This is a genomic window from Micromonospora sp. HM5-17, assembly GCF_003762835.1.
Taxonomy (GTDB): Bacteria; Actinomycetota; Actinomycetes; order Mycobacteriales; family Micromonosporaceae; genus Plantactinospora.
On the sequence record NZ_RJWA01000005.1, the window covers coordinates 443,803 to 467,770 of the forward strand.

Annotated in this window: 26 protein-coding genes, 1 other RNA gene and 1 pseudogene; 13 read left to right on the plus strand and 15 right to left on the minus strand. The window is 72.3% G+C overall.

The genetic code is table 11. The features are described from left to right. Positions 1–120: 120 nt before the first annotated feature. Complete coding sequence (panB, locus tag EF879_RS17565; protein ID WP_370375516.1) at positions 121–978, plus strand: 3-methyl-2-oxobutanoate hydroxymethyltransferase; 858 nt, start codon at positions 121–123, stop codon at positions 976–978. 99 nt (positions 979–1,077) lie between these two features. On the opposite strand, the gene npdG is transcribed toward panB, so the two are convergent. Next, positions 1,078–1,776: an NADPH-dependent F420 reductase gene (gene npdG / locus EF879_RS17570; RefSeq protein WP_123559895.1), complete on the minus strand. Its 699-nt coding sequence runs from the start codon at positions 1,774–1,776 to the stop codon at positions 1,078–1,080. A gap of 187 nt (positions 1,777–1,963) precedes the next feature. On the opposite strand from npdG, the gene EF879_RS27290 reads away from it, so the two are divergent. Next, positions 1,964–2,809, plus strand: a complete 846-nt coding sequence (locus tag EF879_RS27290) for a hypothetical protein (RefSeq protein WP_158624195.1) — start codon at positions 1,964–1,966, stop codon at positions 2,807–2,809. On the opposite strand, the gene EF879_RS17580 is transcribed toward EF879_RS27290, so the two are convergent. After that, positions 2,806–3,009: a hypothetical protein gene (locus EF879_RS17580; RefSeq protein ID WP_123559897.1), complete on the minus strand. Its 204-nt coding sequence runs from the start codon at positions 3,007–3,009 to the stop codon at positions 2,806–2,808. The genes EF879_RS27290 and EF879_RS17580 overlap by 4 nt on opposite strands. 379 nt (positions 3,010–3,388) lie before the next feature. On the opposite strand from EF879_RS17580, the gene EF879_RS17585 reads away from it, so the two are divergent. Further along, positions 3,389–3,820, plus strand: coding sequence for a hypothetical protein (locus EF879_RS17585; protein WP_148086470.1), 432 nt, complete (start codon positions 3,389–3,391; stop codon positions 3,818–3,820). 77 nt (positions 3,821–3,897) lie between these two features. Here EF879_RS17585 and EF879_RS17590 read toward each other — a convergent pair whose 3' ends face one another. Further along, positions 3,898–4,806, minus strand: a complete 909-nt coding sequence (locus EF879_RS17590) for an aminoglycoside phosphotransferase family protein (protein ID WP_123559901.1) — start codon at positions 4,804–4,806, stop codon at positions 3,898–3,900. A 177-nt stretch (positions 4,807–4,983) separates the two neighbouring features. Next, complete coding sequence (locus EF879_RS17595; protein WP_148086471.1) at positions 4,984–5,250, minus strand: hypothetical protein; 267 nt, start codon at positions 5,248–5,250, stop codon at positions 4,984–4,986. A 161-nt stretch (positions 5,251–5,411) separates the two neighbouring features. Here EF879_RS17595 and EF879_RS28225 point away from each other — a divergent pair. The 5 genes and pseudogenes from EF879_RS28225 to EF879_RS17615 all read left to right on the plus strand — a co-directional run. Then, positions 5,412–5,732, plus strand: a pseudogene (locus EF879_RS28225) (hypothetical protein); the annotation flags it as partial. Between the two features lie 226 nt (positions 5,733–5,958). Further along, positions 5,959–6,288: a hypothetical protein gene (locus tag EF879_RS27295; RefSeq protein ID WP_158624196.1), complete on the plus strand. Its 330-nt coding sequence runs from the start codon at positions 5,959–5,961 to the stop codon at positions 6,286–6,288. A gap of 18 nt (positions 6,289–6,306) precedes the next feature. Then, positions 6,307–8,118 carry a M91 family zinc metallopeptidase gene (locus EF879_RS17605; RefSeq protein ID WP_123559905.1) on the plus strand — a complete coding sequence of 604 codons (1,812 nt, stop codon included), beginning with the start codon at positions 6,307–6,309 and terminating at the stop codon, positions 8,116–8,118. Further along, positions 8,115–8,687, plus strand: a complete 573-nt coding sequence (locus tag EF879_RS17610) for a hypothetical protein (RefSeq protein ID WP_148086472.1) — start codon at positions 8,115–8,117, stop codon at positions 8,685–8,687. The genes EF879_RS17605 and EF879_RS17610 overlap by 4 nt, the downstream gene beginning before the upstream one ends. A 146-nt stretch (positions 8,688–8,833) precedes the next feature. Continuing rightward, the gene (locus tag EF879_RS17615; RefSeq protein WP_123559909.1) at positions 8,834–9,619 is read left to right on the plus strand and encodes a spermidine synthase; all 786 of its coding nucleotides are present in this window, start codon (positions 8,834–8,836) and stop codon (positions 9,617–9,619) included. A 41-nt stretch (positions 9,620–9,660) separates the two neighbouring features. Here EF879_RS17615 and EF879_RS27015 read toward each other — a convergent pair whose 3' ends face one another. Further along, positions 9,661–9,903 (minus strand): hypothetical protein, encoded by a 243-nt coding sequence (locus EF879_RS27015; protein ID WP_148086473.1) that lies wholly within the window; start codon positions 9,901–9,903, stop codon positions 9,661–9,663. Between the two features lie 396 nt (positions 9,904–10,299). After that, positions 10,300–10,740, minus strand: an RNA gene (rnpB, locus tag EF879_RS17620) — RNase P RNA component class A. 161 nt (positions 10,741–10,901) lie between these two features. On the opposite strand from rnpB, the gene EF879_RS17625 reads away from it, so the two are divergent. Next, positions 10,902–11,798: a sulfite exporter TauE/SafE family protein gene (locus EF879_RS17625; RefSeq protein WP_123559911.1), complete on the plus strand. Its 897-nt coding sequence runs from the start codon at positions 10,902–10,904 to the stop codon at positions 11,796–11,798. A 122-nt stretch (positions 11,799–11,920) separates the two neighbouring features. Here the strand turns inward: EF879_RS17625 and EF879_RS17630 are convergent, their stop codons facing one another. Continuing rightward, entirely contained in the window at positions 11,921–12,349 is a 429-nt protein-coding gene (locus tag EF879_RS17630) for a MarR family winged helix-turn-helix transcriptional regulator (RefSeq protein ID WP_123559913.1), read from the minus strand. A 94-nt stretch (positions 12,350–12,443) separates the two neighbouring features. Here EF879_RS17630 and EF879_RS17635 point away from each other — a divergent pair, with 94 nt between their 5' ends. Continuing rightward, positions 12,444–13,691, plus strand: a complete 1,248-nt coding sequence (locus EF879_RS17635; RefSeq protein ID WP_233604538.1) for an MFS transporter — start codon at positions 12,444–12,446, stop codon at positions 13,689–13,691. On the opposite strand, the gene mctP is transcribed toward EF879_RS17635, so the two are convergent. Together mctP and EF879_RS17645 are read right to left on the minus strand one after the other, a co-directional pair. Further along, positions 13,595–15,265 (minus strand): monocarboxylate uptake permease MctP, encoded by a 1,671-nt coding sequence (gene mctP / locus EF879_RS17640; protein ID WP_123559915.1) that lies wholly within the window; start codon positions 15,263–15,265, stop codon positions 13,595–13,597. The genes EF879_RS17635 and mctP overlap by 97 nt on opposite strands. Positions 15,266–15,271: 6 nt before the next feature. Next, the gene (locus EF879_RS17645) at positions 15,272–15,511 is read right to left on the minus strand and encodes a DUF3311 domain-containing protein (RefSeq protein WP_123559917.1); all 240 of its coding nucleotides are present in this window, start codon (positions 15,509–15,511) and stop codon (positions 15,272–15,274) included. Between the two features lie 366 nt (positions 15,512–15,877). On the opposite strand from EF879_RS17645, the gene EF879_RS17650 reads away from it, so the two are divergent. Beyond that, a complete protein-coding gene (locus EF879_RS17650; protein ID WP_123559919.1) occupies positions 15,878–16,738 on the plus strand; it encodes an alpha/beta fold hydrolase in 861 nt (286 codons plus the stop codon). Between the two features lie 25 nt (positions 16,739–16,763). Here the strand turns inward: EF879_RS17650 and EF879_RS17655 are convergent, their stop codons facing one another. The 5 genes from EF879_RS17655 to EF879_RS17675 form a co-directional block, all read right to left on the minus strand. Then, a complete protein-coding gene (locus tag EF879_RS17655) occupies positions 16,764–17,981 on the minus strand; it encodes a bifunctional RNase H/acid phosphatase (protein WP_123560054.1) in 1,218 nt (405 codons plus the stop codon). Positions 17,982–18,016: 35 nt separating this feature from the next. Beyond that, positions 18,017–18,757 carry a zinc ribbon domain-containing protein gene (locus tag EF879_RS17660; RefSeq protein WP_123559921.1) on the minus strand — a complete coding sequence of 247 codons (741 nt, stop codon included), beginning with the start codon at positions 18,755–18,757 and terminating at the stop codon, positions 18,017–18,019. Continuing rightward, the gene (locus EF879_RS17665; RefSeq protein WP_123559923.1) at positions 18,754–19,626 is read right to left on the minus strand and encodes a Nif3-like dinuclear metal center hexameric protein; all 873 of its coding nucleotides are present in this window, start codon (positions 19,624–19,626) and stop codon (positions 18,754–18,756) included. The genes EF879_RS17660 and EF879_RS17665 overlap by 4 nt, the downstream gene beginning before the upstream one ends. A gap of 93 nt (positions 19,627–19,719) precedes the next feature. Continuing rightward, positions 19,720–20,319 carry a flavoprotein gene (locus EF879_RS17670; protein ID WP_123559925.1) on the minus strand — a complete coding sequence of 200 codons (600 nt, stop codon included), beginning with the start codon at positions 20,317–20,319 and terminating at the stop codon, positions 19,720–19,722. Then, positions 20,316–21,548: a helix-turn-helix domain-containing protein gene (locus EF879_RS17675; RefSeq protein ID WP_123559926.1), complete on the minus strand. Its 1,233-nt coding sequence runs from the start codon at positions 21,546–21,548 to the stop codon at positions 20,316–20,318. The genes EF879_RS17670 and EF879_RS17675 overlap by 4 nt, the downstream gene beginning before the upstream one ends. 235 nt (positions 21,549–21,783) lie before the next feature. Here EF879_RS17675 and EF879_RS17680 point away from each other — a divergent pair, with 235 nt between their 5' ends. Then, on the plus strand, positions 21,784–22,461 hold the full coding sequence (locus EF879_RS17680; RefSeq protein WP_123559928.1) for a bifunctional DNA primase/polymerase: 678 nt from the start codon (positions 21,784–21,786) through the stop codon (positions 22,459–22,461). A 179-nt stretch (positions 22,462–22,640) separates the two neighbouring features. Further along, on the plus strand, positions 22,641–22,898 hold the full coding sequence (locus EF879_RS17685) for a DUF3040 domain-containing protein (RefSeq protein WP_123559930.1): 258 nt from the start codon (positions 22,641–22,643) through the stop codon (positions 22,896–22,898). Between the two features lie 34 nt (positions 22,899–22,932). Here EF879_RS17685 and EF879_RS17690 read toward each other — a convergent pair whose 3' ends face one another. Beyond that, entirely contained in the window at positions 22,933–23,958 is a 1,026-nt protein-coding gene (locus tag EF879_RS17690) for an SWIM zinc finger family protein (protein ID WP_123559932.1), read from the minus strand. Positions 23,959–23,968: the final 10 nt, after the last annotated feature.

Genomic DNA, 23,968 nt, shown 5'->3' on the forward strand with positions numbered 1-23,968 from the left:
GCCGGTTCCGACCGGTGTGACAACCTGCACTCTCCCCTGCCGGCACCACCGCGGTCGATGCGACGATCGGGTGGTGACCCGGGGACCGCGGAGGCGGCCTCGAGGCGAGAGGAGACAACGATGTCCGAGCAGGGAATGCGGTCCACCCCGACCGAGGTGACAGCGCTCTACGGCGGGCCGGCAACCCGACGGGTCCGGACCCGCGATCTGCAGGCCGCCAAGGAGCGCGGCGAGCGGTGGCCGATGCTCACCTCGTACGACCAGTACACCGCCGCGCTCTTCGAGAAGGCGGGGATTCCGGTGCTGCTGGTCGGCGACTCGGCCGCGAACAACGTCTTCGGCTACGAGACCACGGTGCCGGTCGCCGTCGACGAGCTGCTGCCGCTGGTCCGGGCCGTGGCCCGGGCGACCAGCTACGCCCTGGTCGTCGCCGACCTGCCGTTCGGCTCGTACGAGGAGGGCCCGGCCCAGGCGCTGCGCAACGCCGTACGGTTCATGAAGGAGGGCGGCTGCCAGGCGGTGAAGCTGGAGGGCGGCCGGCGGGTCGCCGAGCAGATCCGGGCGCTGACCGGGGCGGGGATACCGGTGATGGCGCACATCGGGTTCACCCCGCAGTCGGAGCACACCCTCGGCGGCTACCGGGTGCAGGGCCGCGGCGAGGCGGCCGCCGAGGTGGTCGCGGACGCGGTGGCGGTGGCCGAGGCCGGCGCGTTCGCGGTGGTGCTGGAGATGGTCCCGGGCGAGGTGGCCAAACGAATCACCCACGAGCTGTCGATCCCCACCATCGGGATCGGCGCCGGACCCGACTGTGACGCCCAGGTGCTGGTCTGGCAGGACATGGCCGGGCTGCGGCCCGGTCGGATGCCCCGGTTCGTCAAGCGCTACGCCGACCTGCAGGGGGTGCTCACCGAGGCGACCCGGCGGTTCGCCGCCGAGGTGCGGGAGGGCAGCTTCCCCACCCTCGAGCACACGTTCTGACCCTGCCGTCCCGGCCCCGCACCGCCGCGGTCGCGGGCCGGGAACCGGCACCGTCGTGGTCGCGGGCCGGGCGGGTCGTCGCCCGGCCCGCGCCGTACCTCACAGGTCGGTGATCCGGAGCCCGGCGTGCGCCTTGTACCGCCGGTTGATCGCGATCAGGTTGGCGGTGAACGCCTCGATCTGGTGTGCGTTGCGCAGCCGGCCCGCGTAGATGCCGCGCATCCCGGGAATCCGGGCCACGAGCGCGGCGACCAGGTCGACCAGTTCCCGCTCCTCGGTGCAGATCAGCACGTCGAGGTCGATCCGGTCGATCGCCGGGTCGGCCAGCAGCGGCGCGCTGACATGGTTGAAGGCCGCGCAGACCCGCGAGTCCGGCAGCAGCGCCGCCGCCTGCTGCACGGCGCTCCCCTCCGGCACCGACAGCGGGTACGGCCCGTGCTTGTCGAAGCCGAGCGGGTTGACGCAGTCGACGACCACCTTCCCGGCCAGCGGCTCCCGCAGCTCGACGAGAGTGTCCCGGTGCCCGGCCCACGGCACCGCGACGATGACCACGTCGGACCGGGCCGCCACCTCGACGTTGGCGCCGCCGGAGAGGGCCACCTCCGCCGGCAGACCGGGGAGGCCGCGCAGTTCCTCGACGGTCTGCGTCGCGCGCTCCGCCGACCGTGACCCGACGAGTACGGTCTGCCCCGCCCGGGCCAGCCGGTAGGCCAGGCCCCGTCCCTGGTCGCCGGTGCCACCGATGATGCCGACGGTCAGTCCGGTCACGTCGGGGAGGCCGCTCGCGTCATATCCCATGCCCGCATCCTCGCAAACCGCCACGGGCGGCGGCGCGGACGGGCCGGACGCCGACGGTCACCCGTGCCGCCGACGTACCCGGTGGAGCCGGCGCCCCGCCGGGACGTACCGGAGATCCACCGAGGAGCCGGACGGTCCGGGTGGCGCGGCGCCGGGCCGGAACGCCCCTGTCCCCCGGGGCGTTCCGGTGCCGACTCACCCCCGCATCGTCCGGGCGCCGGGCCGCGCGGGCCTCCGCGCCGAGGCGGCCGCCGTCGTCTTGCGGGCCGCGGCCTGCTTGACCGGCGCCTTCCGGGCGGTGATCTTCTTGGCCTGCGTGGCGCGCGTGGTCCCGGCGGTCGTCCGGGCGCGCGTGGTTCCGGCGGTCGTCCGCTTCGCCATCGCGGTGGTCCGCTTCGCGGGCGCCTTCTTCGCCGGAGCCTTCTTGGCGGGAGCCCGCTTCGCCGCCGTCGTGCGCGTGGCCGGCACCTTCTTCGGCGGGGTCTTCTTGGCCACCTTCTTGGCTGCCGCGGCCGCCGTCTTCCGCGCCGCCGTCGTGGTGGTGCGCTTCGCCGTCGTCGTGGTCCGCTTCGCCGCCCCCGCTGTCTTCCGCGCCGCCGTGGTGCCCCTCGCCGCGGTGGTACGCGTGGCGGTCGTCTTCTTCGCGGTCGCCTTCTTCGCCGGCGCGCGGGTAGCGGTGGCCCGCTTCGCCGGCGCCTTCTTGGCCGGTGCACGGGTGGCCGTCGTCTTCTTCGCCGTCACCTTCTTCGCCGGAGCCTTCTTCGCGGTCGCTGTCGTACGCGTGCCCGGGGCCTTCTTCGCCGACGTGCGGGCCGCCGCCGCGCTCGCGCCTCCCCGGACGGCGGCGCTCCTGGCGGCACCCACGGTCCGGCTCCGCGCCACCGCCTTCTTCCCGGCAGCGCTCCTGGCTACCGAGCGGGTGGCCCTGGTTGCTTCGGCCATCTGTGTTCCTCCTTGCGGGACATGCTCTCGGGGGTCTCCTCGCGGAGCACCACGGAGTTCCTCGACGCGGGCCTGCGCCGCGCCGGTCTAGCGCTCCTCCCCGGTCCAGCGGGCGTCCTCGGCCTCCCACGCCTCGTTGCGCTGGCGTACCCGCTCCAGCGCCTGCTCCGCGTCGGCGACGGAGGCGTACGGCCCGAGCACGTACCGCGCGGCACACACGTCCGCGTCGGTCTCGGCCCGGTGGTGACGGACGCACCAGAAGTACCGCGTACCACTCCCGCTGTCGCTCATGGCAACACTGTGCACCGCAAACCGACCAGGCGCTACCGATTCACGCAAAATGACAGGGCGACTTCCACAATAGACCCGATCCGATAAGCCCGGATACGGAATCGGTGAAGTACGGCGGTACGCCGAAAAGCCGTTTTACATCAAGGGATTCACCGCTGTGAGCGTCGGGCAAGACGGTTCAACCGGTGCCCCGGACGCTCGGGAAGAAAGTTTGCCCCGGCGTCGCCCAGCGGGCCGCCCCGACCTCCTCGAACCGCTCACCCGAGCCGGCTCCATCAGCCCAACCTGGGCACTTGCCGACCAGAAATGAAGCACAATTCGCAGTGTGGGTGCGATACGACAGGCGGGTCACAGACGACGGCTCCCCCAGGTGCCGCCATTGGTCGTGTTCGCCATTCTGCTGCTACTCGTCGGCGCGGCCGGGCACACCGTGCTCACCATCCTCACCTCCCCGACCATCGAGGAACGGGCCCACGAGGAAGCGGTACGCCGCGCCGCCCTGATCGGTCACGCACTCGTACACGGCAATGCCGTCGACGCCGCCGCACTCGGCCAGGACGCCGCCCGTAACGACCGGGTCGACGTGGTACGCGTCGACGGGACCGACCGTCGCCGCTCACCCGGGGTCCGGCTGCTCCTCCGGGTGCACGTCGAGATGTCCCAGCCCGGCATGGCCGGGCTGACCCGCACCAAGCTGTCGGTCTGCTTCCGCCAGACGATCGACGAGGAGCGCGGCGACTTCTCCCGGCTCGAGGTGCCCTGCCCACCCCCGGCGGACCCCACCCCGACCCCCACCCCCGTCCCTCGGTAAGGAAGGGCCCCTTCCTATCGTTTTTGGTAGAAGAAGGGCCCCTTCCTAACCGCTTCGCGCGGTCTTCGCCGGCCTGCTCACCGGGTGGCGGCGTCGTCGAGGATCGCCCGGAGCCGCGCCTGGCATTCGGCGACAAACGCGGGATAGGTCGACCAGTAGTAGGCAAGTCCGACAATGCCGACACCGATAGCCCAGGCACGGGCCCGGGCCCAGGTCAGGTCGTCGAGGTCGAGGCTGTTCCAGTACGCCTGTCGGGCCGGCGCCGGCAGGTCCCAGACCGGGGCGTGTTCGGCGTCGGGAAAGCCGATCGCGAGTGCCCCGAAGTCGATGACCGCGCACAGCCGACCGTCGCGCACCAGCAGGTTGGTCGGCTTGAGGTCGCTGTGCAGCCACACGTGGGGTCCGGACGGCGGCGGCAGATCGAGCGCGGCGCGCCACAACCGTTCCAGGGTCGCCACGTCGAGGCTGGCACCGACCGTGTCCCGGCACTCCGGGAAGCACCTGCTGACCGACCGGTCGAATGACCGCAGGCTGCCGCCGCGGTAACCGCCGAGCCCGTCCGCCCGGGTCGCGCCCATCAGGTCCAGGCCGTGCAGCTCCCGGACGAACGCCGCCAGGTCGGTGCCGAGGGCGGCCCAGTCCTCGACGGTCTCCGGACCCGGTGGGGCGCCCTCGATCCAGCGGTAGACCGACCAGGCGAGCGGGAAGTCCAAGGTGGGCGTACCGGCGAAGACAGGCTCGGGGACGGCGAGGGTGAGCCGCGGCGCCAGGCGCGGAAGCCACTTCTGTTCCTTGCGTACCGACGGCTCGTTGTCCGGGGTGCGGGGCAGTCGTACGAGCAGGTCGTCGCCGAGCCGAAACATCGTGTTGTCGGTGCCCGAGCCGGCGTGCGCCAACGGCAGGTCGGCCCACTCCGGGCACTGCTTCGTCAGCAGGGTCCGGACCAGCGCCTCGTCGATCGGGAGTTCGTTGTGGTGCAGCGTCACACCGGGATACTTCCGCAGCCCTGGTCGGACAGGCCAGCGACTTTGCAGCTCGGGCTGCTGTTCGTCGGCGCCGTGCCGACCTGTTACGCCAGCCTCGGGACGGCACCGGTACCGGGCGGGGCCACGATCAGCGGCGCCAGGCCAGGCCGCGATCAGCGGCGCCGGGCGAGGCCGCGATCATCGGCGCCACCGACGCCAGATGCCGTACGCGAGCAGGGCCAGCCCGGCCACGGCGACGCCGGCGGCGATCCACAGCCGGGTCACCAGGACGCGGTGCGCCTCGGCGACCTCCGCCGCCTGCCGGCGCAGCATCTCCGGAGTCGGATCCTGGTACGGAAACATGGCGCCGACCTTGTCGCCGATCGGCCCACAGGGCAGTACGCATGCGCCCACGAGCAACAGGGCGCCCAGGGCCATTGCCGTTCGATCCAGCCATCGCGACACCTCGCCATGATGGCAGCGCGCGACAGCCCGACGTCCGGGCACTGATGTGCGGGGGTGCGCCGGCGGGTACCCTTCGGTCCCACCGTCGCAACGATCAGTGAGGGCAACAGGGCGGCGCCGGCGGGACCACGACGCGCTGGCGTCCCACCGGCCCTGACGAGTTGGATCTCGTCCGGGCTCGGGGTGGCGGCGCTGGCCGACGCGGCCGCCCGAGCAGCCGATCTTCTATCCCGTGCTGGGCGAGGACTACGCGGTCAGGATCGCCCGGGACTGGAACGTGCCCAGTCACGGTGTGGGTTACGTGACCCGGTTCCAGGTGGAGTCGGGGTTCCCGGCCGGTACCCGGTCCGCCAGGTCGACGGCGACGCCCTCCTCGAGGCGACACCATCCTTGAGCTGTGGGCGCCCGCCGAGGAACTGGACGAGTTCAACGACCACACTGTCGGGCTGATCGAGGTCGTACACGGGTTCCGCGAGCCGGGACGCCCAGACGCTCCATCCGGTGAGCGTGGTGGTGCGGCACAGGTCCGTCCGGTCAGCCGGGAAACGATGCCGGCGACCTCGATCACCCGGCCGGTGATGTCGTACGACGTTGCCGGTCACCGGCAGGGCCGCGCGGATGACTCGGATCGCCCAGCCGACCGTCGCTCGACCGCCACGCTCGGTCACCGCGGTGGGGCCTGGTGCGGCGACGTTGTAGGGTGCCGGCATGGGTGCGGAGGTACGGGCCGATCCGGTCGAGCTGGCGCGGGTCGCACAGTCGTGTCTGGACGGCTCACAGGAGCTCGCGGCGGCGCTGCGCGCCGTCCGGGCCGACGCGGTCCTGTCCACGTCAGACTTCGGCGACGTGGCGAACGCCGACCGGCAGAGCACGGCCTACCACGGCGTGGAGGGCAGTGCGGGCACGGCCGTGGAGCGGTTGGTCACCGTACTCGAGGTGGACAACGACAGCCTGCTCCGGGTGGCCTTCGCCTACCGGCAGGCAGACGAGGCGGCCGAGCGCAGGATGCGGCAGAAGCACCGCAACATCCCGATCTGACCACGGGGGAGACCACCGATGGGGATACCACCGGAAGACCAGGAGCGTTTCCCGCCGATCACGGCGGCCGAATCGACCTGGCAGTTGCACGCGAACCCGGGACGTATCCGGAGCGCGGCGTCGGCGTGGCGACGGTTCGGCAAGGCCGCCACATCGCTGGGTGACGATCTCGAGGCGAGCGGCAAGAAGCTGGTGGGCTCCCAGTGGGCGGGCCCGGCCCGCGACAGCTTTGTGAAGCACCGGACCAAACTGCTCTCCAGCATCGACGCGTTACCGGGCAACGCGGGCAAGCTGGCCGATCACCTGGAGGGCATCGCCGACCTGCTCCAGCGCTACCAGGGGTTGCTCGACGCCGAGTACGACAAGGTGAAGTTCCACGACGTCGGCGGCACGTTCTATCCCCGCAGCGCGGAAGAGCAGAAGCTGATCAGCGGTGCCATCGCCGAGGCCGTAGCCCTGCGGAAGGAGTTGGAGCAGGCGCTCGCCCAGAAGCTCAGCGGCTTCGACAGGTCGGGCTGGGACGCCATCGCCGCCGACTGGGGCGCGGTCGCCGCCGGCACCCGCGACCCGTTCACGCTGCCACCCGAGGCGACGGACGGCGTTTCTGTGATCATGGTGGACGGCCGGGTGGTCGTGAACACCGGTACCGGGAACGACGACGTCAAGGTCAGGGTCGACCCGAAGACCGGCGACGTCATCGTCACCGTCAATGGTGCGGACTACCGCTACCCGCCGGGTACCCCGATCACCATCCGGGGCGGTGAGGGCAACGACACCATCGAGGTCCCGAAGGGCTCCAACGTCCGCGTGACCCTGCTCGGCGGAGAGGGGGACGACACCATCCGCGGTGGTGACGGCGCCGACAAGATCTTCGGAGGACGTGGAACGGACGACCTCTACGGTGGCCGGAACAGCGACTACATCTCCGGCGGCTCCGGCATCGACTACATCGACGGCCAGGACGGGAACGACGTACTGTCCGGTGGTTCCGGCCAGGACACCCTGTACGGCCTGGGCGGTGACGACCAGCTCTCCGGCGGCGAGGACGACGACTACCTCGAAGGCGCGAAGGGCAACGACTCGCTACACGGCGGCAGCGGCAAGGATGTGCTGTCCGGAGGCCGTGGCAACGACCGACTCGCCGGAGGCACCGGCGACGACGTCTACTACGGCGGGCATGGCAAGGACACCATCCACGCAGGTGGCGGCCGCGACACCGCCTACCGGCAGGACGAGGACACCGTCGACGGTGTGACCTCGGACGTCAAGGTCGAAATCAGCGACAAGGCGCAGTTCATCAAGATCGAGGGCTCCGACGAGTTCCGGGAACGGGTGCTGGCCGATCTCGACATGTACCGGGCCTCACCCACCGGCCAACAGATGCTGGCCAACCTCGAGGACAAGCGCGACCCGAACTTCCTGTTCGGCGAGAACACGCTGACCATCAAGGAGCTCAACGAGGAGAACGGCTACGCCAGCCGGGGCCACAAGTTCGTGAACTCGGACTCCGTCATCCAGTACAACCCCGCCTTCACCTTCGACTCCGAGCGCGGCCGACCGTCGGTGGTGCTCTACCACGAACTCGGGCACGTGTACGACTACTGGAACGACACCTTCGACGGCGACACCATCGCCGGCGGGCCGGACGACGGCATCAAGAAGGCCGAACGGCAGGCGACCGGGCTCCCCTTCGACCACGACGACGACCCCTCGACGCCGGACCGGCTCGACCCCGATCACCCGATCCAGTACACCGAGAACGGGCTGCGCCGCGAGATGGGCATGCGCGAACGCGACACCTACGCCACCTACCCGGGAGACGGTTGGTGACCAGAGTGCGTCGTGTCGTCGGCCTGCTGCTCGTCACGGCGGCGCTGTCCGCCTGCTCGGGCGACCCGGATCTGGATCTGACGGTGCGGACCGCCGTCGCCGGCGGCGACGTCACGGTCGAGTACACCCTGGCCAACCGATCCGATGCGCCGATGGTGGTCTACGACGGGGGATGGACCGATCCGCAACAGCCCGGCTGGTCGCGGGGGCCGGTGGAGGTCAGCGTCCGGGACGACGGCGTGATCGAGATCTCCCGACGCATCATCCACCCCTGTCAGACCGAAGACACCAGCGACTGCGGTGGCGCCCGCCAACCCACCGTACGGATCCGGGGCTCCGTGCTCGAACCGGGTGCCAGGAGGTCGGACAGCGTCCGGGTGCCGCTCCAGGTGGAGCCCGACCATCCGGCGTCCGTCCAGCACACGACCATCTCGCTGGCCGGGCGGAAGGTGGTCTTCTGCGTCGGCTTCACCGAGGCGACCGACGACAACCCACCCACCTCGACCGGGCTCTACCCGCCCGGAAGTCCGCAGACCGTTGTCTGTGGCGAGCCGTACCAGGTGCCCTGAGGACGCGGGACGGGTGCGCGCCGGCGCCGGACGGCCGCGGCGTCCAGGCGACCTCCGGCGCGCACCCCCACATCCTCCGGCCGCTCACGTCCTCCGCCGCCGGCTCGGGCGGGTGCGGCCCGGGTGGTGGGTTAGCCTGCCTGATCGTGGGGGCATCCGACGACCGGCTCGAGCTGGCCGTCGATCCGGCCCGACCCACCGGTCGCACGCTTCTGGCCGATGGCGTCGAGCAGTCGTACGTCGATCTCGCCGATCCCACGTACCTGCACTTCGAGTACGTCCGCCGAATGGCCGCCGTGACCGACCTCGCCGCGCCGACCGGTGATCCCCTGGATGTGCTGCACCTGGGCGGCGGCGCAATGACGCTGCCACGTTATGTCGCCGCGACCCGGCCCGGCTCGGCGCAGGTGGTCGTCGAGCGGAACCCGGCCGTCGTCGAACTCGTGGAGCGCGACCTGCCGCCCCGACCAGCCGGCGTCGACGTACAGGTCGCCGATGCCCGGGAGGCGGTCACCGCCGCTCCCGCCGACGCGTACGACCTGGTACTCGCCGACATCTACCGGGCGGCCCAGATGCCGCCACACGTGGCCACCGTGGCGTTCGCCGCCGAGGTCGCCCGGCTACTACGGCCGGAGGGCATCTACCTGGTCAACGTCACGGACCTGCCGCCCCTGGCCCTCACCCGGGTACAGGCGGCCACCCTGCGCGCGGTCTTCGCCGACGTGTGTGTCGTCGCCGACCGGCGGATGCTACGCGGCCGCCGGTACGGCAACGTGGTGCTGGCCGCGGCGACGCGTCCGCGTCGACTGCCCGTGGCCCGCCTGGCGGTACGGCTCCTGCACGATCCGGTACCCGGCGCCGTGCTGCACGGGCCGGCGCTCGACAGGTTCATCGCCGGTGCTCGGCCGCGTACCGACGACGCCGAGCGTTGAGATCCAGATGGCCGGCTCAGGCCCTTGAACCACCCACAGGGTCAGGTTGGCCCATCCAGTTCGGCACGAATTTTCGCCGCCTCACTGCGCGCCGCGATCGATTCAGCGATGGCTTTGCGACGATCTTCGTCATACAGCAGAACAGTAGACAGCGATTCCAGGGCATCCGCGATCCGGTCTCGCCAGGCGGCATACGATTCCGGATCGTAGTCACCAGCCGGCCTCTCGGAGCGGGTCTTGCGCAGGTTCTCTAGCGCTGCCCGCAGCTCTGACGGAAGAGACATCGCCTTCCCCCTTCCGCCTAAACTCCCTGCCCCCCTCCGCCAAGCCGGACCGACACGATGTCGGACGGCGGCTGGTGGGTCGCCGGCACGATCGTCCGCTTCTCCACGCTGAGTGGCATCTCCGGATAGCGCTCTGACAGCGCCGACCGCTCCGCGTCGTCGCCGGCGCGGGTTAACAGCACAAACCGTTATTCAGCGCACTCCTAAACCGTCCGTCGCCAGGCCGTCAGGCCGTCGCCAGGCCGTCAGGCCGTCGCCAGGCCGTCAGGCCGTCGCCAGGCCGTCAGGCCGTCGCCAGGCCGTCAGATGCCAACCCAAGTTGACCAACAACAGCCATCGACGACAGGTCATACGACCAGGTCAGATCCTTGATCAACGCTTCGACCCGGATGGCGACGGACGAGTCGACCTGTACGCCGGATTCTGTGCCCGGCGCGCACCGTTGCCGGTGGCGCCGGCGGCGGTCATCCATCTCGGCCTGCCGTTGCCGACAGGCTCCAGCGGCCTACCCGCAGGCTCGGGCGGGCCACCCTCAAACGCCTGCGCAGGCCGTCGCCCTGCGGCGGCGGCCCTTCTTGGCCTTGCTCCGGGTGGGGTTTGCCGAGCCATCCCGGTCACCCGAGATGCTGGTGGGCTCTTACCCCACCGTTTCACCCTTACCGGAACCGGACAGTCCGCGCCCGAGGGCTCGTACCGGCCGCTCCGGCGGTCTGTTTTCTGTGGCACTGTCCCGCGGGTCACCCCGGGTTGCCGTTAGCAACCACCCTGCCCTGTGGAGTCCGGACGTTCCTCGGCGCCGGACGCGGGGCCCGGCGACGCGACCGCCCGGTCGGCTCGTCCGTCGCGTGGCAATCGTAACGAAGATCCGGAAGAGCGATCCACCGACCTGACGGACGGCCCGACCGGCGGCCGGATCGCGTCTGATCGGGTGGGCACCCCCCGGCATCTGGCCGGGTAGGTGCGGGACACTCCCGACCGGCCGACTAACCTCACGGGCGATGGAGCTTCCCGAGGTGCTGCTGGTGCTCGCCGCCGGGGTCGCCGCGGGAACGGTCAACGCGGTGGCCGGCGGAGGATCGCTGATCACGTTTCCCGCCCTGATCGCGGTCGGGCTGCCACCGGTCGTCGCCAACGTCAGCAACTCGATCGCCGTCTGCCCGGGTTACCTGGCGAGCGTGGCGGCGAGCCGGGCCGACCTGCCCGAGCGGCGTTGGCTGGTGCGGTTGATTCCGGGCGCCGTGCTCGGCACCGCCGCCGGTTGCGCCCTGCTGCTCGCCACCCCGGCCCGCGCCTTCGAGGTGGTCGTGCCGTTCCTGGTGCTGGGCGCGACCGCCGCACTCGCCTTCCAGGAGCGGCTGCGGCGCCTGGTCACCCGGCCGCGCGGCAGCCGTTCGGGCTCGCCGACCCGGGCGGGTCCGGCGACCCGCGGCGCCGCGGTGACGCCGCCGACCACGCCCGACGGCCCGGGGACGCAGATCGGCGGCAGGCGAGGGGTGACGACGATGGCGCCGGCAGCGCCGACCGGTCCGGCGGCACGGACGACGACGGTCCAGGCGATGGTCACGGTCGGCGCCGTCTACGGCGGGTACTTCGGCGCCGCGCTGGGGGTCATGCTGGTCGCCGGTCTGGCGCTGGTGCTGACCGAGACACTGGCCCGGATCAGCGCGATCAAGAACCTGCTCTCCGCGGTGGTCGGCCTGACCACGACGGTGGCCTTCGCCGCGTTCGGCCCGGTCCACTGGGCCGCGGTCGCGCTGGTCGCCCCCGCCACCATCGTCGGCGGGTACGCCGGCGCCTGGCTGGTCCGCCGGATGCCAGCGACCGTGCTCCGGGCGGTGATCGTGACCTTCGGTACGGCGGTCGGCCTGCTCCTGCTCGTCCGGGCGCTCGGCTGACCGGGGACCTCCCGGCCCGCGGCGCCGGCCAGCAACCCTCGGGTGCCGCCCGGCCAGGCGGTGGCCCTCGGGCGCCGCGACAGCGGCGGACCGGGTGCGGGCGTCCGCCGGGGCCGGCCGCCTCAGGCGACGAGGGCGTGGAGCAGGTCGCGCAGGGAGGCCTGTTCTGCCCGGCTGAGGGCGGTCAGCGGTGAGTGGGCGTCCAGCCGTTCCAGCACCTCACGCCGGCGGCGTTCGCCCGCCGGGGTGAGGACGATCTGCTTCGCACGCCGGTCGGTCGGGTGGGGCTGCCGCTTGATGAGTCCCTGCTGTTCCAGCCGGTCGAGGACGAACGTGGCGTTGGACGCCTCGCAGACCATCCGGACGGCCAGCTCCCGTGCGGTGATCGGGTCCGAGAGTTCCCGCAGCGCCACCACCTGCGTGGGAGTCAGGCCGAGTTCGTCGGCGACCCGGCGCACGTAGCTGTCCAGCCGCTGGATGAACCGGTGGGCCAGCCTGCACACCTCGCGGTCGAGTTGCTGGTCTGTCGCGGCATCGGGCTGTTCAGCCATTCCTCCAGTTTACCGAGACCACTTCGAGTGATTATAGTTATGACTCGAATAACTTGAACTCGTATAAGTTGAACTCGAAACACATGGAGTCGACGTGCCGCTTCTGGTCTTCTCGCTCATGCTCGTGGTCTTCGGGCTCACCACGGGGGAGTTCGTCATCGCGGGGATCCTGCCGGAGGTGGCGCACGACCTGTCGGTGCCGGTCCCGGCGGCGGGGCTGCTGGTCAGCGCGTATGCCCTTGGCATGATCGTCGGGGGGCCGGTGGTCACGACCCTGACCGCGCGGCTGCCTCGCCGCCCGCTCGTCGTCGGGCTCGTCGTCACGTCCATCGCCGGAAACGTTGCGTCGGCTCTCGCCCCCGCCTATCCGGTGCTCCTGGCCGGGCGCTTCGTCGCCGGCCTGGTGGTGGCCACCTTCTTCGCCGTCGCGATCGCCACCGCCGTATCCACCGCCCCCCCGGGTCGGCATGCCTCCACGGTGGCGAAGTTGACGCTCGGCATGAACCTGGGGATCATCGCCGGGACTCCCCTGGGCACCGTCATCGGTCAGCACCTCGGCTGGCGGGCACCCTTCGCCACGGTCGCGGCGATCGCCGCCGCTGCCCTGGTGCTGGTGCTGGTGTCCATGCCCAACCAGCCCGCACCGGTCGTCGGCTCGTTGCTCGGCGAGCTGCGGGTGTTCACCCGGCAGGACGTCGTTCTCGCCATCATCCTGACCGCGGCGGGGAACCTGGGCGTCGTCACCGTGTTCAGCTTCCTGGCGCCGCTGGCCACCGACGTCAGCGGATTCTCCGCCCAGGCGGTACCGGCGCTGCTGCTGCTCTACGGCACCGGCGCCGTCCTCGGCAACTTCCTGGGCGGCTGGCTGGCCGACAAGACCCTCATGCCCTCGCTCACCATGCTGTTGGCCGTGCTGGCGGGTGTGCTCGCGGTCGGCTGGCCGGCCAGTGGCCACCAGGTGTCCGCCGGCGTGCTGTGGTTCGTCCTCGGCGTCCTGGCGTTCGCCATCATCCCCGGCATGCAGACCCGGGTGCTGACCACTGCCCAGGCCGCCCCCACCCTGGCCGTCGCCGTCAACGCCTCCGGCTTCCAGCTCGCCGCCGCGTTCGCCGGGTGGCTCGGTGGACGGATCATCGACGGGCCCGGCCCGCGGACGATCTACCCGGTCGCCGCCGCGCTCACGGTCGCGGGCCTGCTCGTCGCGCTCTCTGCGCTGCGGCGCGACCGCCGTCGCGCCGCAGCGGCTCAGAGCTTGGGTGCGGGTTCGGTGTCCGCCCCGGCGGCCTCGGTCTCCTCCCGCGGCGCGGGGATCGACCGCGGGTCGTCCTCGTCGGCGAAGTAGTCGTCGGGCTCGGTGCCGTCGACACCGTCGGGGACCCGGCCGGCCCGCAGCACCAGCGTGCCGATCGCGGCGACCAGCAGGTTGACCGCGACCGCGACCAGTCCGACGTAGATCGTCTTCGGGGTGTCGAGGCCGAACTTCTCCAGGGGGAAGGCGGAGCCACCGAAGTGGGCGCGACCGGTGGCCGGGTTCGGGATCTGGTAGAGCATCCACATCCCGAGCCCCATCCCGGCGACCCAGCCGGCGATCAGCGCGCCCCGGTGGAACCAGCGGGTGTAGAGGCCGAGCGCGACGGCCGGCAGCGTCTGGAGAATGATGACGCCGCCGATGAGCTGCAGGTCGATCGAGAACTGCGGGTCGAGGAAGACGATGCAGGCGACCGCCCCGATCTTCACGACCAGCGACGTGACCTTGGAAACGCTCGCCTCCTGGGCCGGAGTGGCGTCCCGGCGCAGGTACTCCTTGTAGATGTTGCGGGTGAAGAGGTTGGCGGCGGCGATCGACATGATCGCGGCCGGCACGAGCGCCCCGATGCCGACCGCGGCGAACGCGACCCCGGCGAACCAACTCGGGAACTGCTGGTCGAACAGCAGCGGCACCACGGTGTTGTTGTCGACGGTGCCCTCCGACGCGCCGGGCAACGGGGTGACCTCGGCCGCGATCGCCATGTAGCCGAGCAGGGCGATCAGCCCGAGCAGCAGGCTGTACGCGGGCAGCGCCGACATGTTCCGCTTGATCACGTCGCGGTTCCGGGCCGCCAGGACGCCGGTCAGGCTGTGCGGGTAGAGGAAGAGCGCCAGTGCCGAGCCCAGCGCCAGCGTGATGTATTGCAGCTGGTTGTTCTGGTTCAGCAGGACGCCGTCCCCGGGCGACGGGCTGGCGTCGAACCTGGCGTCCGCCGCGGCGAAGATCTCGCCCCAGCCACCCAGCTTGTACGGCAGGTAGAGGACCGCCACCAGGATCACGATGTAGATCAGCGAGTCCTTGACGAAGGCGATCAGCGCCGGAGCGCGCAGCCCCGACTGGTAGGTGTAGGCGGCCAGGATGGCGAAGGCGACGATGATCGGCAGGTGTCGGGCCAGCGGGCTCTCCCCGGTGACCCCCATCGTCTTCAGCACCGCCTCGATCCCGACGAGTTGCAGCGCGATGTACGGCATCGTCGCGACGATCCCGGTGATGGCGACGAGCAGCGCCAGGGTCGGCGAGTCGAACCGTCGACGGACGAAGTCGGCCGGGGTGACGAAGCCGTGCCGGTGCGAGACCGACCAGAGCCGCACCAGCACCAGGAAGGCCATCGGATAGATGATGACCGTGTACGGCACCGCGAAGAACCCGGCCGCGCCGGCCCCGAACAGCAGCGCCGGCACCGCCACGAAGGTGTACGCGGTGTAGAGGTCGCCACCGACCAGGAACCAGGTGATCCAGCCGCCGAAGTTACGCCCGCCGAGCCCCCACTCGTCGAGATGCTCCATGTCCTTCGGCGCCCGCCAGCGGGCGGCGACGAAGCCCATCGCGCTGACCAGGAGGAACAGCAGTGTGAAGATGATGATCTCAGTGAGATGGTCCCGCCACACCGCGGCTCACCTCCGCTTCTTGGTCATCTGGTAGACGAGGGTGGTGGTCCCCACCCCAAGGGCGATGAAGGCCAGTTGCAGCCAGTAGAAGAGCGGGAAGTTGAACAGCCGGGGTGAGTCGGCGTTGAACAACGGCGTGACCAGCGGCACGACGATCGGAACGAAGAGCAGCCAGTTCCAGGGGCTGTGGTCCTTGGCTCTGGAGGTCGACGCGGTCGACGCCGCCTCCGTACCCGGTTCGCTCATGCCGTCTCCTCGCTACGGTCGCCGCGGGGTCGTGACCCGGGTCGCCGTCCCACCCAGCCCGGTCGGTCCCGGAGCTGCCCCGCAACACGCCGGCCGCCCGGGTGGAGACCTCCACGATCGACGCGGAGTCGAGGCGGGATGGTAACCGCAGGTCGTGACGCCGGAGGTTAGGTCAACGTGCCGGTCGTCACGTCACGGCGACCTGATCGTTGCGCCCAACGGCGACTCCGGTGCGCCGAACGGTGATCACCCCTTCCGGGCGGAAACGCGACAAAGCACGTCACAGCAGACGATTACCCATGTGAAAACATCGAAAGACCACGATTCATCTTGATCGACCCGAGCCGGGTTTGCCATCCTGGCGCGGTGCCCCGATTCCCCTCGTACGACGCGACGGAGTTGGCGTACCACGTCCTCGGATCCGGGCCGCCGCTGGTCTGCCTGCCCGGTGGGCCGGCCCGCGCGTCGAGCTACCTCGGCGACCTGGGCGGACTGAGCAGAGAGCGGACCCTGCTCCTCCTCGACCTGCGGGGCAGCGGCGAGTCGGCGGTCCCGGAGGACCCGGCGACGTACCGGTGCGACCGGATGGTGGACGACGTCGAGGCGTTCCGGCGGCACCTCGGGCTGGAGCGGATGGACCTGCTCGCCCACTCCGCCGCCGGCAACCTCGCCGAGCTGTACGCGGCCCGGTTCCCGGAGCACCTGGCCCGGCTGGTGCTGGTCACGCCCGGGCTGCGCGCGGTCGGCGTCGAGACGGTCGGCTTCGCCGAGGCGGTCGAAGCCCGCTCGACCGAGTGGTGGTATTCCCGGGCAAGGCCGGCGCTGGACGCCTGGCAGGAGGCCAACGCCCGGGGCGACGACCCCGCCGAGGTACGCGAGCTGCGCGCGGCCGCCACGCCGTTCTCGTACGGCCGTTGGGACGAACGGGCCCGGGCACACGCCGAGGCCGAGCAGTGGGAGCTGGCCGAGGCGGCCGCCACCGGCTACTACGCCGGCTTCGACCCGGACGTCGCCGCCGTCCGGGCCGGGCTGGCCGCGCTCGACGTCCCCGTCCTGATCCTCGCCGGGGAGCTGGACCCCGCCCCGACCCCGGCGGCCGCCGGGCAGCTCGCCGCGCTCTTCCCGCGCGCCGAGGTCACGGTCCAGGACGGCGCCGGCCACCACCCGTGGATCGACGATGCGGGCAGGTTCCGCACGGCCGTCCTCACCTTCCTCGGCCGCGACTGAGGCGGACGGAGCGGCCCGGGGCGGGTCAGATTCCCCCCAGGTGGGCGGTGTCGTTGACCGACCGCACCGCCATCCCGCCGTCCGGCCAGACGTCGAGCACGGAGAGCCCGGCCGGATCGAGGTACAGCCGGTGCAGGAAGGCGTCGGTCGCGGCGAGGGCCTCCCGCAGCGCGATCTTCAACGGCGAGACGTGCGAGACCACCACCACCGTCTCCCCGGGGTACGCGGCGAGCAGCGCGGCCATCGCCCGGCGGACCCGGACCGCGACCTCGGCGAACGACTCGCCACCCGGCGGGGCCACCTCGGTGGAGGCGAGCCAGGCGTCCATCTCGGCGGGCCATCGTTCGCGTACCTCGGCGAAGGTCCGCCCCTCCCACTCGCCGAAGTCGCACTCGACGAGGTCCGGCTCGACCGTCACCGGCACGCCGCCGAGCCCCTCCGCGACGACCCCGGCGGTCGCCGTACACCGGGACAACGGCGAGCTGACCACGGCCGCGACCGACGCGGCCAGCCCGGCCACCCGAAGGGCCGCCGCCCTCGCCTGGGCCAGACCGCGGTCGGAGAGGGGCACGTCGCCCCGGCCGGAGTACCGGCGCTGTTCGGTGTAGGCGGTCTCGCCGTGCCGGAGCAGCAGCAGCCGGGTCGCGGTCTCGGCCGGACGCGGCTCCCAGGAGCTCCGCGCGGTGGAACCCTGGGCCGCGACCCCGTGCGCCCGGGCCCGACCGGTCGCCTCGGCACCCGCCGCGCCGGTCGTCGCCGCGCCCCGCGCCGTGGCGGAGGCCGCCGCCCGCTCGGCCGCCGCGGCCGTCGCCTCGCTCTCCGGGGCCGTGCCGGCCGCCAGGTCCATCGCCGCGTTCGCCAGGGCGTCGGCGTGCCGGTTCCGCTCTCGCGGCACCCAGGTGTACGTCACCGCGTCGAACCGGCGGACCAGCCCGGCCGCCTGCGCGGCGAGCGGCCGAAGCCCGGCGTGCTTGATCTGCCAGCGTCCCGCCATCTGTTCGACGACCAGCCTGGAGTCCATCCGCACCTCGACCTCGGCCGCCCCCGCCTCGCGGGCGGCCTCCAGGCCGGCGATCAGACCCCGGTACTCCGCGACGTTGTTGGTGGCGACCCCGATCGACTCCGAGCGCTCCGCCAGCACCTCGCCGGTCTCGGCGTCCCGGACCACCGCGCCGTACCCGGCCGGGCCGGGATTGCCCCGCGCCCCGCCGTCGGCCTCGACCACGACCCTCCGACCCGGCACCGCCGCTCCCCCGGCCCGACCGGGCACCGGCCCCGTCACAGCCCCGACTCGGCGGTACGGACCATGATCCGCCGACACTCCTCGCAGCGCACCACCTCGTCCGGGGCGGCCGCCCTGATCCGGGCCCGGTCCGCCCCGGACAGCTCCAGCCGGCAACCGCCGCACCGGCCGCCGGTGAGCAGCGCCGCGCCCAACCCGCCGGACGCCTCCCGGATCCGGTCGTAGAGCGCCACCAGGTCGGCCGGCAGGTCGGCGGCGAGCGGCTGTCGCGCCCGGGTCTTGAACTCCTCCTCCTTGGCGATCTCGGCCAGCGCCCGGTCCCGGCGTTCCTCGGCCTCGGCACGCCGCTGCCGCGCGGCGGCGATCCGCTCCTGGATCCCGTCGAGAACCCCCTGCGCGGTCTCCCGCTGCTCCATCAGCTCCAGCTGGGCGTCCTCCAGCTCGGACTGCCGCCGGTTGAGCGAGACCAGCTCGTGCTGCAACGCCTCCAGCTCCCGGGCCGGCCCGCTGCCCGCGGTCAGCCGCGCCTCGTCCCGCTCCTTGCGGAGCCGGACCTGCTCGACGTCCCGCTCCAGGCGGCTGATGTCGCGGTCCAGGTCGTCGACCGCGACCTGGGCCCGAATCCGCTCGTCCTCCAGCGCGGAGAGCTCCCGCGCCAGCGACTCCAGCTCGGCGTACTCGGGCAGGGTACGGCGCCGGTGCGCGAGCTGGGCGAGCCCGGTGTCGATCGCCTGCAGGTCGAGCAGACGGCGCTGGTCCTTCGGGTCGGCCTTCATGGGCGGGGCTCCTTGTCCACGGCGGAGGCGGGGGACGAAGCGTGCAGCGTCCACGGGTCGGTGTCCAGGTCGGAGACGACCGCCTCCACGGGAAGCTTGGCACGCAGGTAGTCGGCGACGTCGTCCAGCCAGGGACGCTCGGTCGCCCAGTGCGCCGCATCCAGCAGCGCCGGCCCGTCCTCGGCGACGTACTCGCTGGCCGGATGGTGGCGCAGGTCGGCGGTGAGGAAGGCGTCGGCCCCGACCCGCCGGGCGTCCGCCAGGTACGCGTCGCCGGAGCCGCCACTGACCGCCACCGTCCGGATCACCCGGGCGGGGTCGCCGGCCGCGCGCACCCCCCAGGCGGTCGGCGGCAGGGCCCGGGCGGCGTACGCGGTCAGCTCGTCCAGGGTCATCGGGGTCGGCAGCCGCCCGACCCGCCCGATGCCCCGTCCCTGACCGGCGGCGGGGCTGTCCGGGGCGGCCGGACGCAGCGGGCGCAGGTCGGTCAGTCCGAGCCGGGCCGCCAGGGCATCCGAGACCCCGGGGTCGGCGACGTCGGCGTTGGTGTGCGCGACGTAGAGGGCGACGTCGTTACGGATCAACCGGTGCACGATCCGTCCCTTGTACGTCGTCGCCGCCACCGACGACACGCCCCGCAGCAGCAGCGGATGGTGCGCGACGATCAGGTCGGCGCCGTGGTCGAGCGCCTCGGCGACGGTCTCCGGGACCACGTCGACCACGCAGTGGACCCGGCGGACCGGGGCGGCGGGCTCACCGACCACCAGACCCACCCGGTCCCACCCCTCCGCCCAGGACGGCGGGTAGCGCGCGTCCAGCACCGCCACGACGTCGGCCACGCTGGCCGTCGGAGATCCGGATGCCCCCACGGCGGCCCAGCTTACCGGCGACCGTGGGTGATCCGCGGTGCCGGCCGCTCCCGTCGGCGCGCCAGGACCACGCCGCCCCGCCGACCGATCCGCTCAGCCGAGCTGGCCGCTGACCGAGAACCGGCTCCGCAGCGCCGCCGCCGCCATCTCCCACGGGAAACGGTCCAGGTACCGCTCCCCGGTGCCCGGAGCGTGCAGGGGCATGACGTGGTCACCGAAGAGCACCGTGACGTTCCAGTCCCGAAGCCGGGCGATGCTCTCCAGGAACGCCGGGTGCGCGGCCATCGCCGAGTTGGTGAACGGCATCGCCACGATCGGCAGGCCCTTGCCCAACCCCTCCACCAGGAGGCCGAGGGCGAGCGTGTCGGCGATCCCCGCGGCCCACTTGTTGATGGTGTTCACCGTCGCCGGAGCAACGATCATCGCGTTGGCCTCCGGCAGCACGTCCGGATCGCCGGGGTTCTTGTACGTCGAGCGGACCGGGTGGCCCGTCTGCCGGGCCAGGGCCGGTACGTCGGCGAACCTCGTCCCGTCCGGGGTCAGCACCACGCAGACGTCCCAGCCGTCGCGCTGCGCGTGGCCCACCAGCCGCCCGACGTGCCGGGTCACCGGCGAGCCGCAGGCGATGACGTACAGGACCCGGGACCCGATCGACTCCGCCGGCACCGGACCCGCCTGCCGCCGCGCGGTCACACTCCTACTCCCATGTGCTCAGCCAACTCCGCAATCGGCGCGGGCGGCGCACCCCGTGTGCGACGCAGCACGTTCGACATCACCTCGTGGGCGATCGGACGGCACCGGATCTCGGAGGGGGCGAGCCGGTCCCCCTCCACCAGCGCCTCGCCCGCCTTGTCGAGGGCGCCGATCTGGGCGAACCCGCGGGCCAGGTCCAGCATGTGGTGGGCGCGCCGCTCCGGCAGCAGCGCGTTGAAGCCCTCCCGCCCCAGGATGCGCCGCTCGTGGGTCTCCACCGCGTACCGGCCCTCACCCAGCTCCACCGCTGCCGCGGCCCGGTGCAGCTCCAGGTTGGTCGGGCCGAAGCAGGTCCAGTAGCAGTTGTCGTCGCGGCCGAGCCGCTCCGCCGCCTCCGCCGCACCGTTGACCAGATCCCGGACGGTGGTGTTGTCGCCCATCCGGGCCGCCGCCATCGCTCCCTGTAACAGCAGCATCCCGTACACCGAGAGCCGTTCGTCGCTGGCGTCGTTGCTGCCGCCCGGGGCGATCCGGTTGGCGAAGCTGACGTTGACCTCCAGGGCCGCCCGAGCCCGGCCGAGGGCCAGCAGCGCGTTGCCGACCCGGTACGTCGCCACCCCGGCGAGCAGGGGATCCTCGGCCCGCTGGGCCACCGCCATCGACCGGTCGGCGGCGAGCCAGGCCAGCTCGTACTCGCCGAGTTTGCGCAGCGCCGAGGAGGCGATCTGGTACACCTGCCCGAGCAGGTGGGCGGCGCGCGGGGCATCGTCGCCACTGGCCGTGCTGTCCAGCGCCTGCGCGTCCCGCAGCAGCTTCGGCAGCGCCCGGGTCAGCACACCGTAGCGGGCGTACTGGTAGGTCAGCCAGGCGTGGCTGACGGACTTGGCCACCTCGGCCAGGGAGGGTGGCTCGGGGCTGGCGACGAAGAACGAGGTCATCGAGTCGTACCGCTCCAGCGCCGACCGGATCGCCTCCACCTCGACCTCGTCGATGCAGCTGAGGGCGTCGGTCCGGCGAGCCGGCGCCTTGCCGAGCAGCAGTTGGGCATCGAGTTGGAGGACGTCGGCGATCTCGTACAGGACGGAGAACTTGTCGAGGCGGCGTACTCCCCGCTCGATCTTGTCGACCCAGCTCTTCGACTTCCCGAGCCGATCGGCGAAGACCTGCTGCGACATCTTTCGGCGACTGCGCCAGTAGGCGACGCGACGACCGATCGGCAGCTCGTCCACCTTCGCTCCCCTTCCTCCTCGTCGGACCGTCCTTTCCCGGACGCCCGCACCGGCTGCATCGGCGCTGCTCCCGGCGATGTGGGTCGCACAGCATGTACGTCGCCCCATACCCGGCCGCTCGTAGTTTTCGATGCAACGTGCGGCTGTATGACCGGACAAACGACCGCGATAGGTGCCAGTGACGGGCTTCGACCCCCGTACTGGTTGAGATCGTCGAATTAGGGGGTTCGTAGCAATGTGGGGCAGAGTCCGCCCGCCTACCGTCCGTCTCAGCCAACTCGACCGGGTTCGGCTGCGGCGGGTCGCGGTCCGTTACGCCAGCCACGGCTGGCCCGTCACCCCCGGTGCCTGCCTGGCCCGGCACCGCTTCGTCTGCGGCCGGGCCGGCTGCCCGACGACCGGCTGCCACCCCGCGCTGGAACAGTGGGAACAGCAGGCCAGCGCGGATCCGGCCCGGGTGGCGAGCTGGTGGCGGCTCCGTCCACATGCGATCCTGCTCGCCACCGGGCGCGCCTTCGACGTGCTGGAGGTCCCCGCCTACCTCGGCCGGTACGCGCTCGACGAGGTCCGGTCCCGACCCGGCCGGGGCGCCGCCGGGGTCGTCGGTCCGATCGCGGCCACCCCGGGTGGGCGCTGGATGTTCCTGGTCAGTCCCGGCGAGACACTCCGGCCGGAACTCGACGAGTCGCTGTACGTCATCCGGCACGGCGCCGGCTCGTGGATCCCGGCGCCGCCGACCCGGCTGCCGGAGGGAACGGTCCGCTGGGTGCACTCGCCGGAGGAGAGCCGCTGGCGGCTGCCGGACCCGCACCGGGTCCAGGACATCCTGCTGGATGCCCTGGACGCGCTCACTCCGACGTTCCCGGCCCCGTCGTCCCCCTCCCGCCTTCCCACTCCCCGCCGCGGCAGCTGACCCCGCCCGCGTAGGCAGGGCCGCTCCACGCCGTCCGGGGGCCGCCGCACCTTCTGGCCGTCGTGCCCGCTTCGCCGCCTTCGCGGTGGGAGCGGGAGAAGCGGGAGAAGCGTGAGAGCGGCCCGGGACCGGGTACTCCCGGACCGGACTGGTTGACGCCTGAGGAAGGGGCCCTCGCCATGCTCAGCAAAGAGGATCAGCGCCGCTTCGACGAGATCACGCACCACCTTCGCGTAACCGATCCGGAGTTCGTTGCCCGCCTGGGCGACCGGGCCAGACTGCGCCGCGCCCGGCTGATACTCGTGTTGACGTTCGTGCTCTGGGCGGCCGTACCGGCCCTGGTCGTCGTCGGCGGCTGGTTGGCCGTGACGCTGGCGCCGGCGGTCCTGGTCGCGGCCACCCTGCTGATGTGGCAGGCCCGGCGGCACCGGTGGTGACCGCCGTCGGGCGTGGCCGGTGGTCGGGGCCGGGTCAGTCCGTGGCGGCGCCGAACCGCGCGTAGGCCCGGCCGAGCCGTTCGACCAGGCCGGGTCCGCCGATCGCCGCGTCCGGTGCCCCGAGCTGCCGCAACACCAGACCCGGTTCCGTTGCCAACACCGGCGCGCGGGACGGCAGCGGAACCGGGGTGAGCCAGAACCGGTCGACCACCTCGGCCAGGGACGCGGCGGGCAGGTCGGCCAGGGCCACCTCGGCGCCGACCGGCGGCGGCTCCGGGACCGCCACCTCCGAACGATCGTCGGGCTGTGCCCCGACCCGGGCCCGACCGGCGGTGCCGCGACGACGGCCCGACCGACGGCCGCCCCGGGTGGGCGCGCCCGGCGCCGGATCCTCCCCCGCATCGTCGCCGTACCCGTCGCCGCCGTGTGCGACAGCGGCGGGGCGCCCGGCGTCGGCGCCGCGCAGCGTCCGAAGGCGGGCGAGCAGGCGCGCCCGGTCGCGGCCCCGCCAGTGCAGCAGCTGGAACGGATCCGCGTCGAACGCCTCGGCCAACAGGTAGAAGGCGGCCGCCAGGTGCTTGCACGGCACGGCGACGTCGGGGCAGGTGCACCGCTGCGTGAGCTCGTCGATCGAGCGGGGAAACAACGGCGCGCCCGCCTCGGCGAAGACCTGCTCCAGCTCGGGCGGTACGTCACCGGCCAGCAGCCGGGCGCTGTACAACGCCTGCGCGGCGAGCAGCCGTTCGACCCGAACCCAGACCCGTTCCCCGAACGGCCGAAACCGGATCGACACCCGGTACGGCTCCGGCCGGGAGCCCTGCACGACGGCGGTCACCTCGCCGGGTGCCACGTCGAGGGAGATGACCTGCCCCGCCCGGGCGTACGACCGGCCCCGGGTGAGCCGGCTGCCGAGCGCGAACGATTCGAGGACGTCGACGAAGCGGCGTGACCACCAGGACTGTCCGATGGCGCCCCGGGTGCTGCGTGCCCGCAGCCCGCCCGAGACCCGGCGGGGTCGGCCGTAGTCGGCGAAATCCGTCCAGCCCTGCCGCCCGGTCACCCCCGCACCT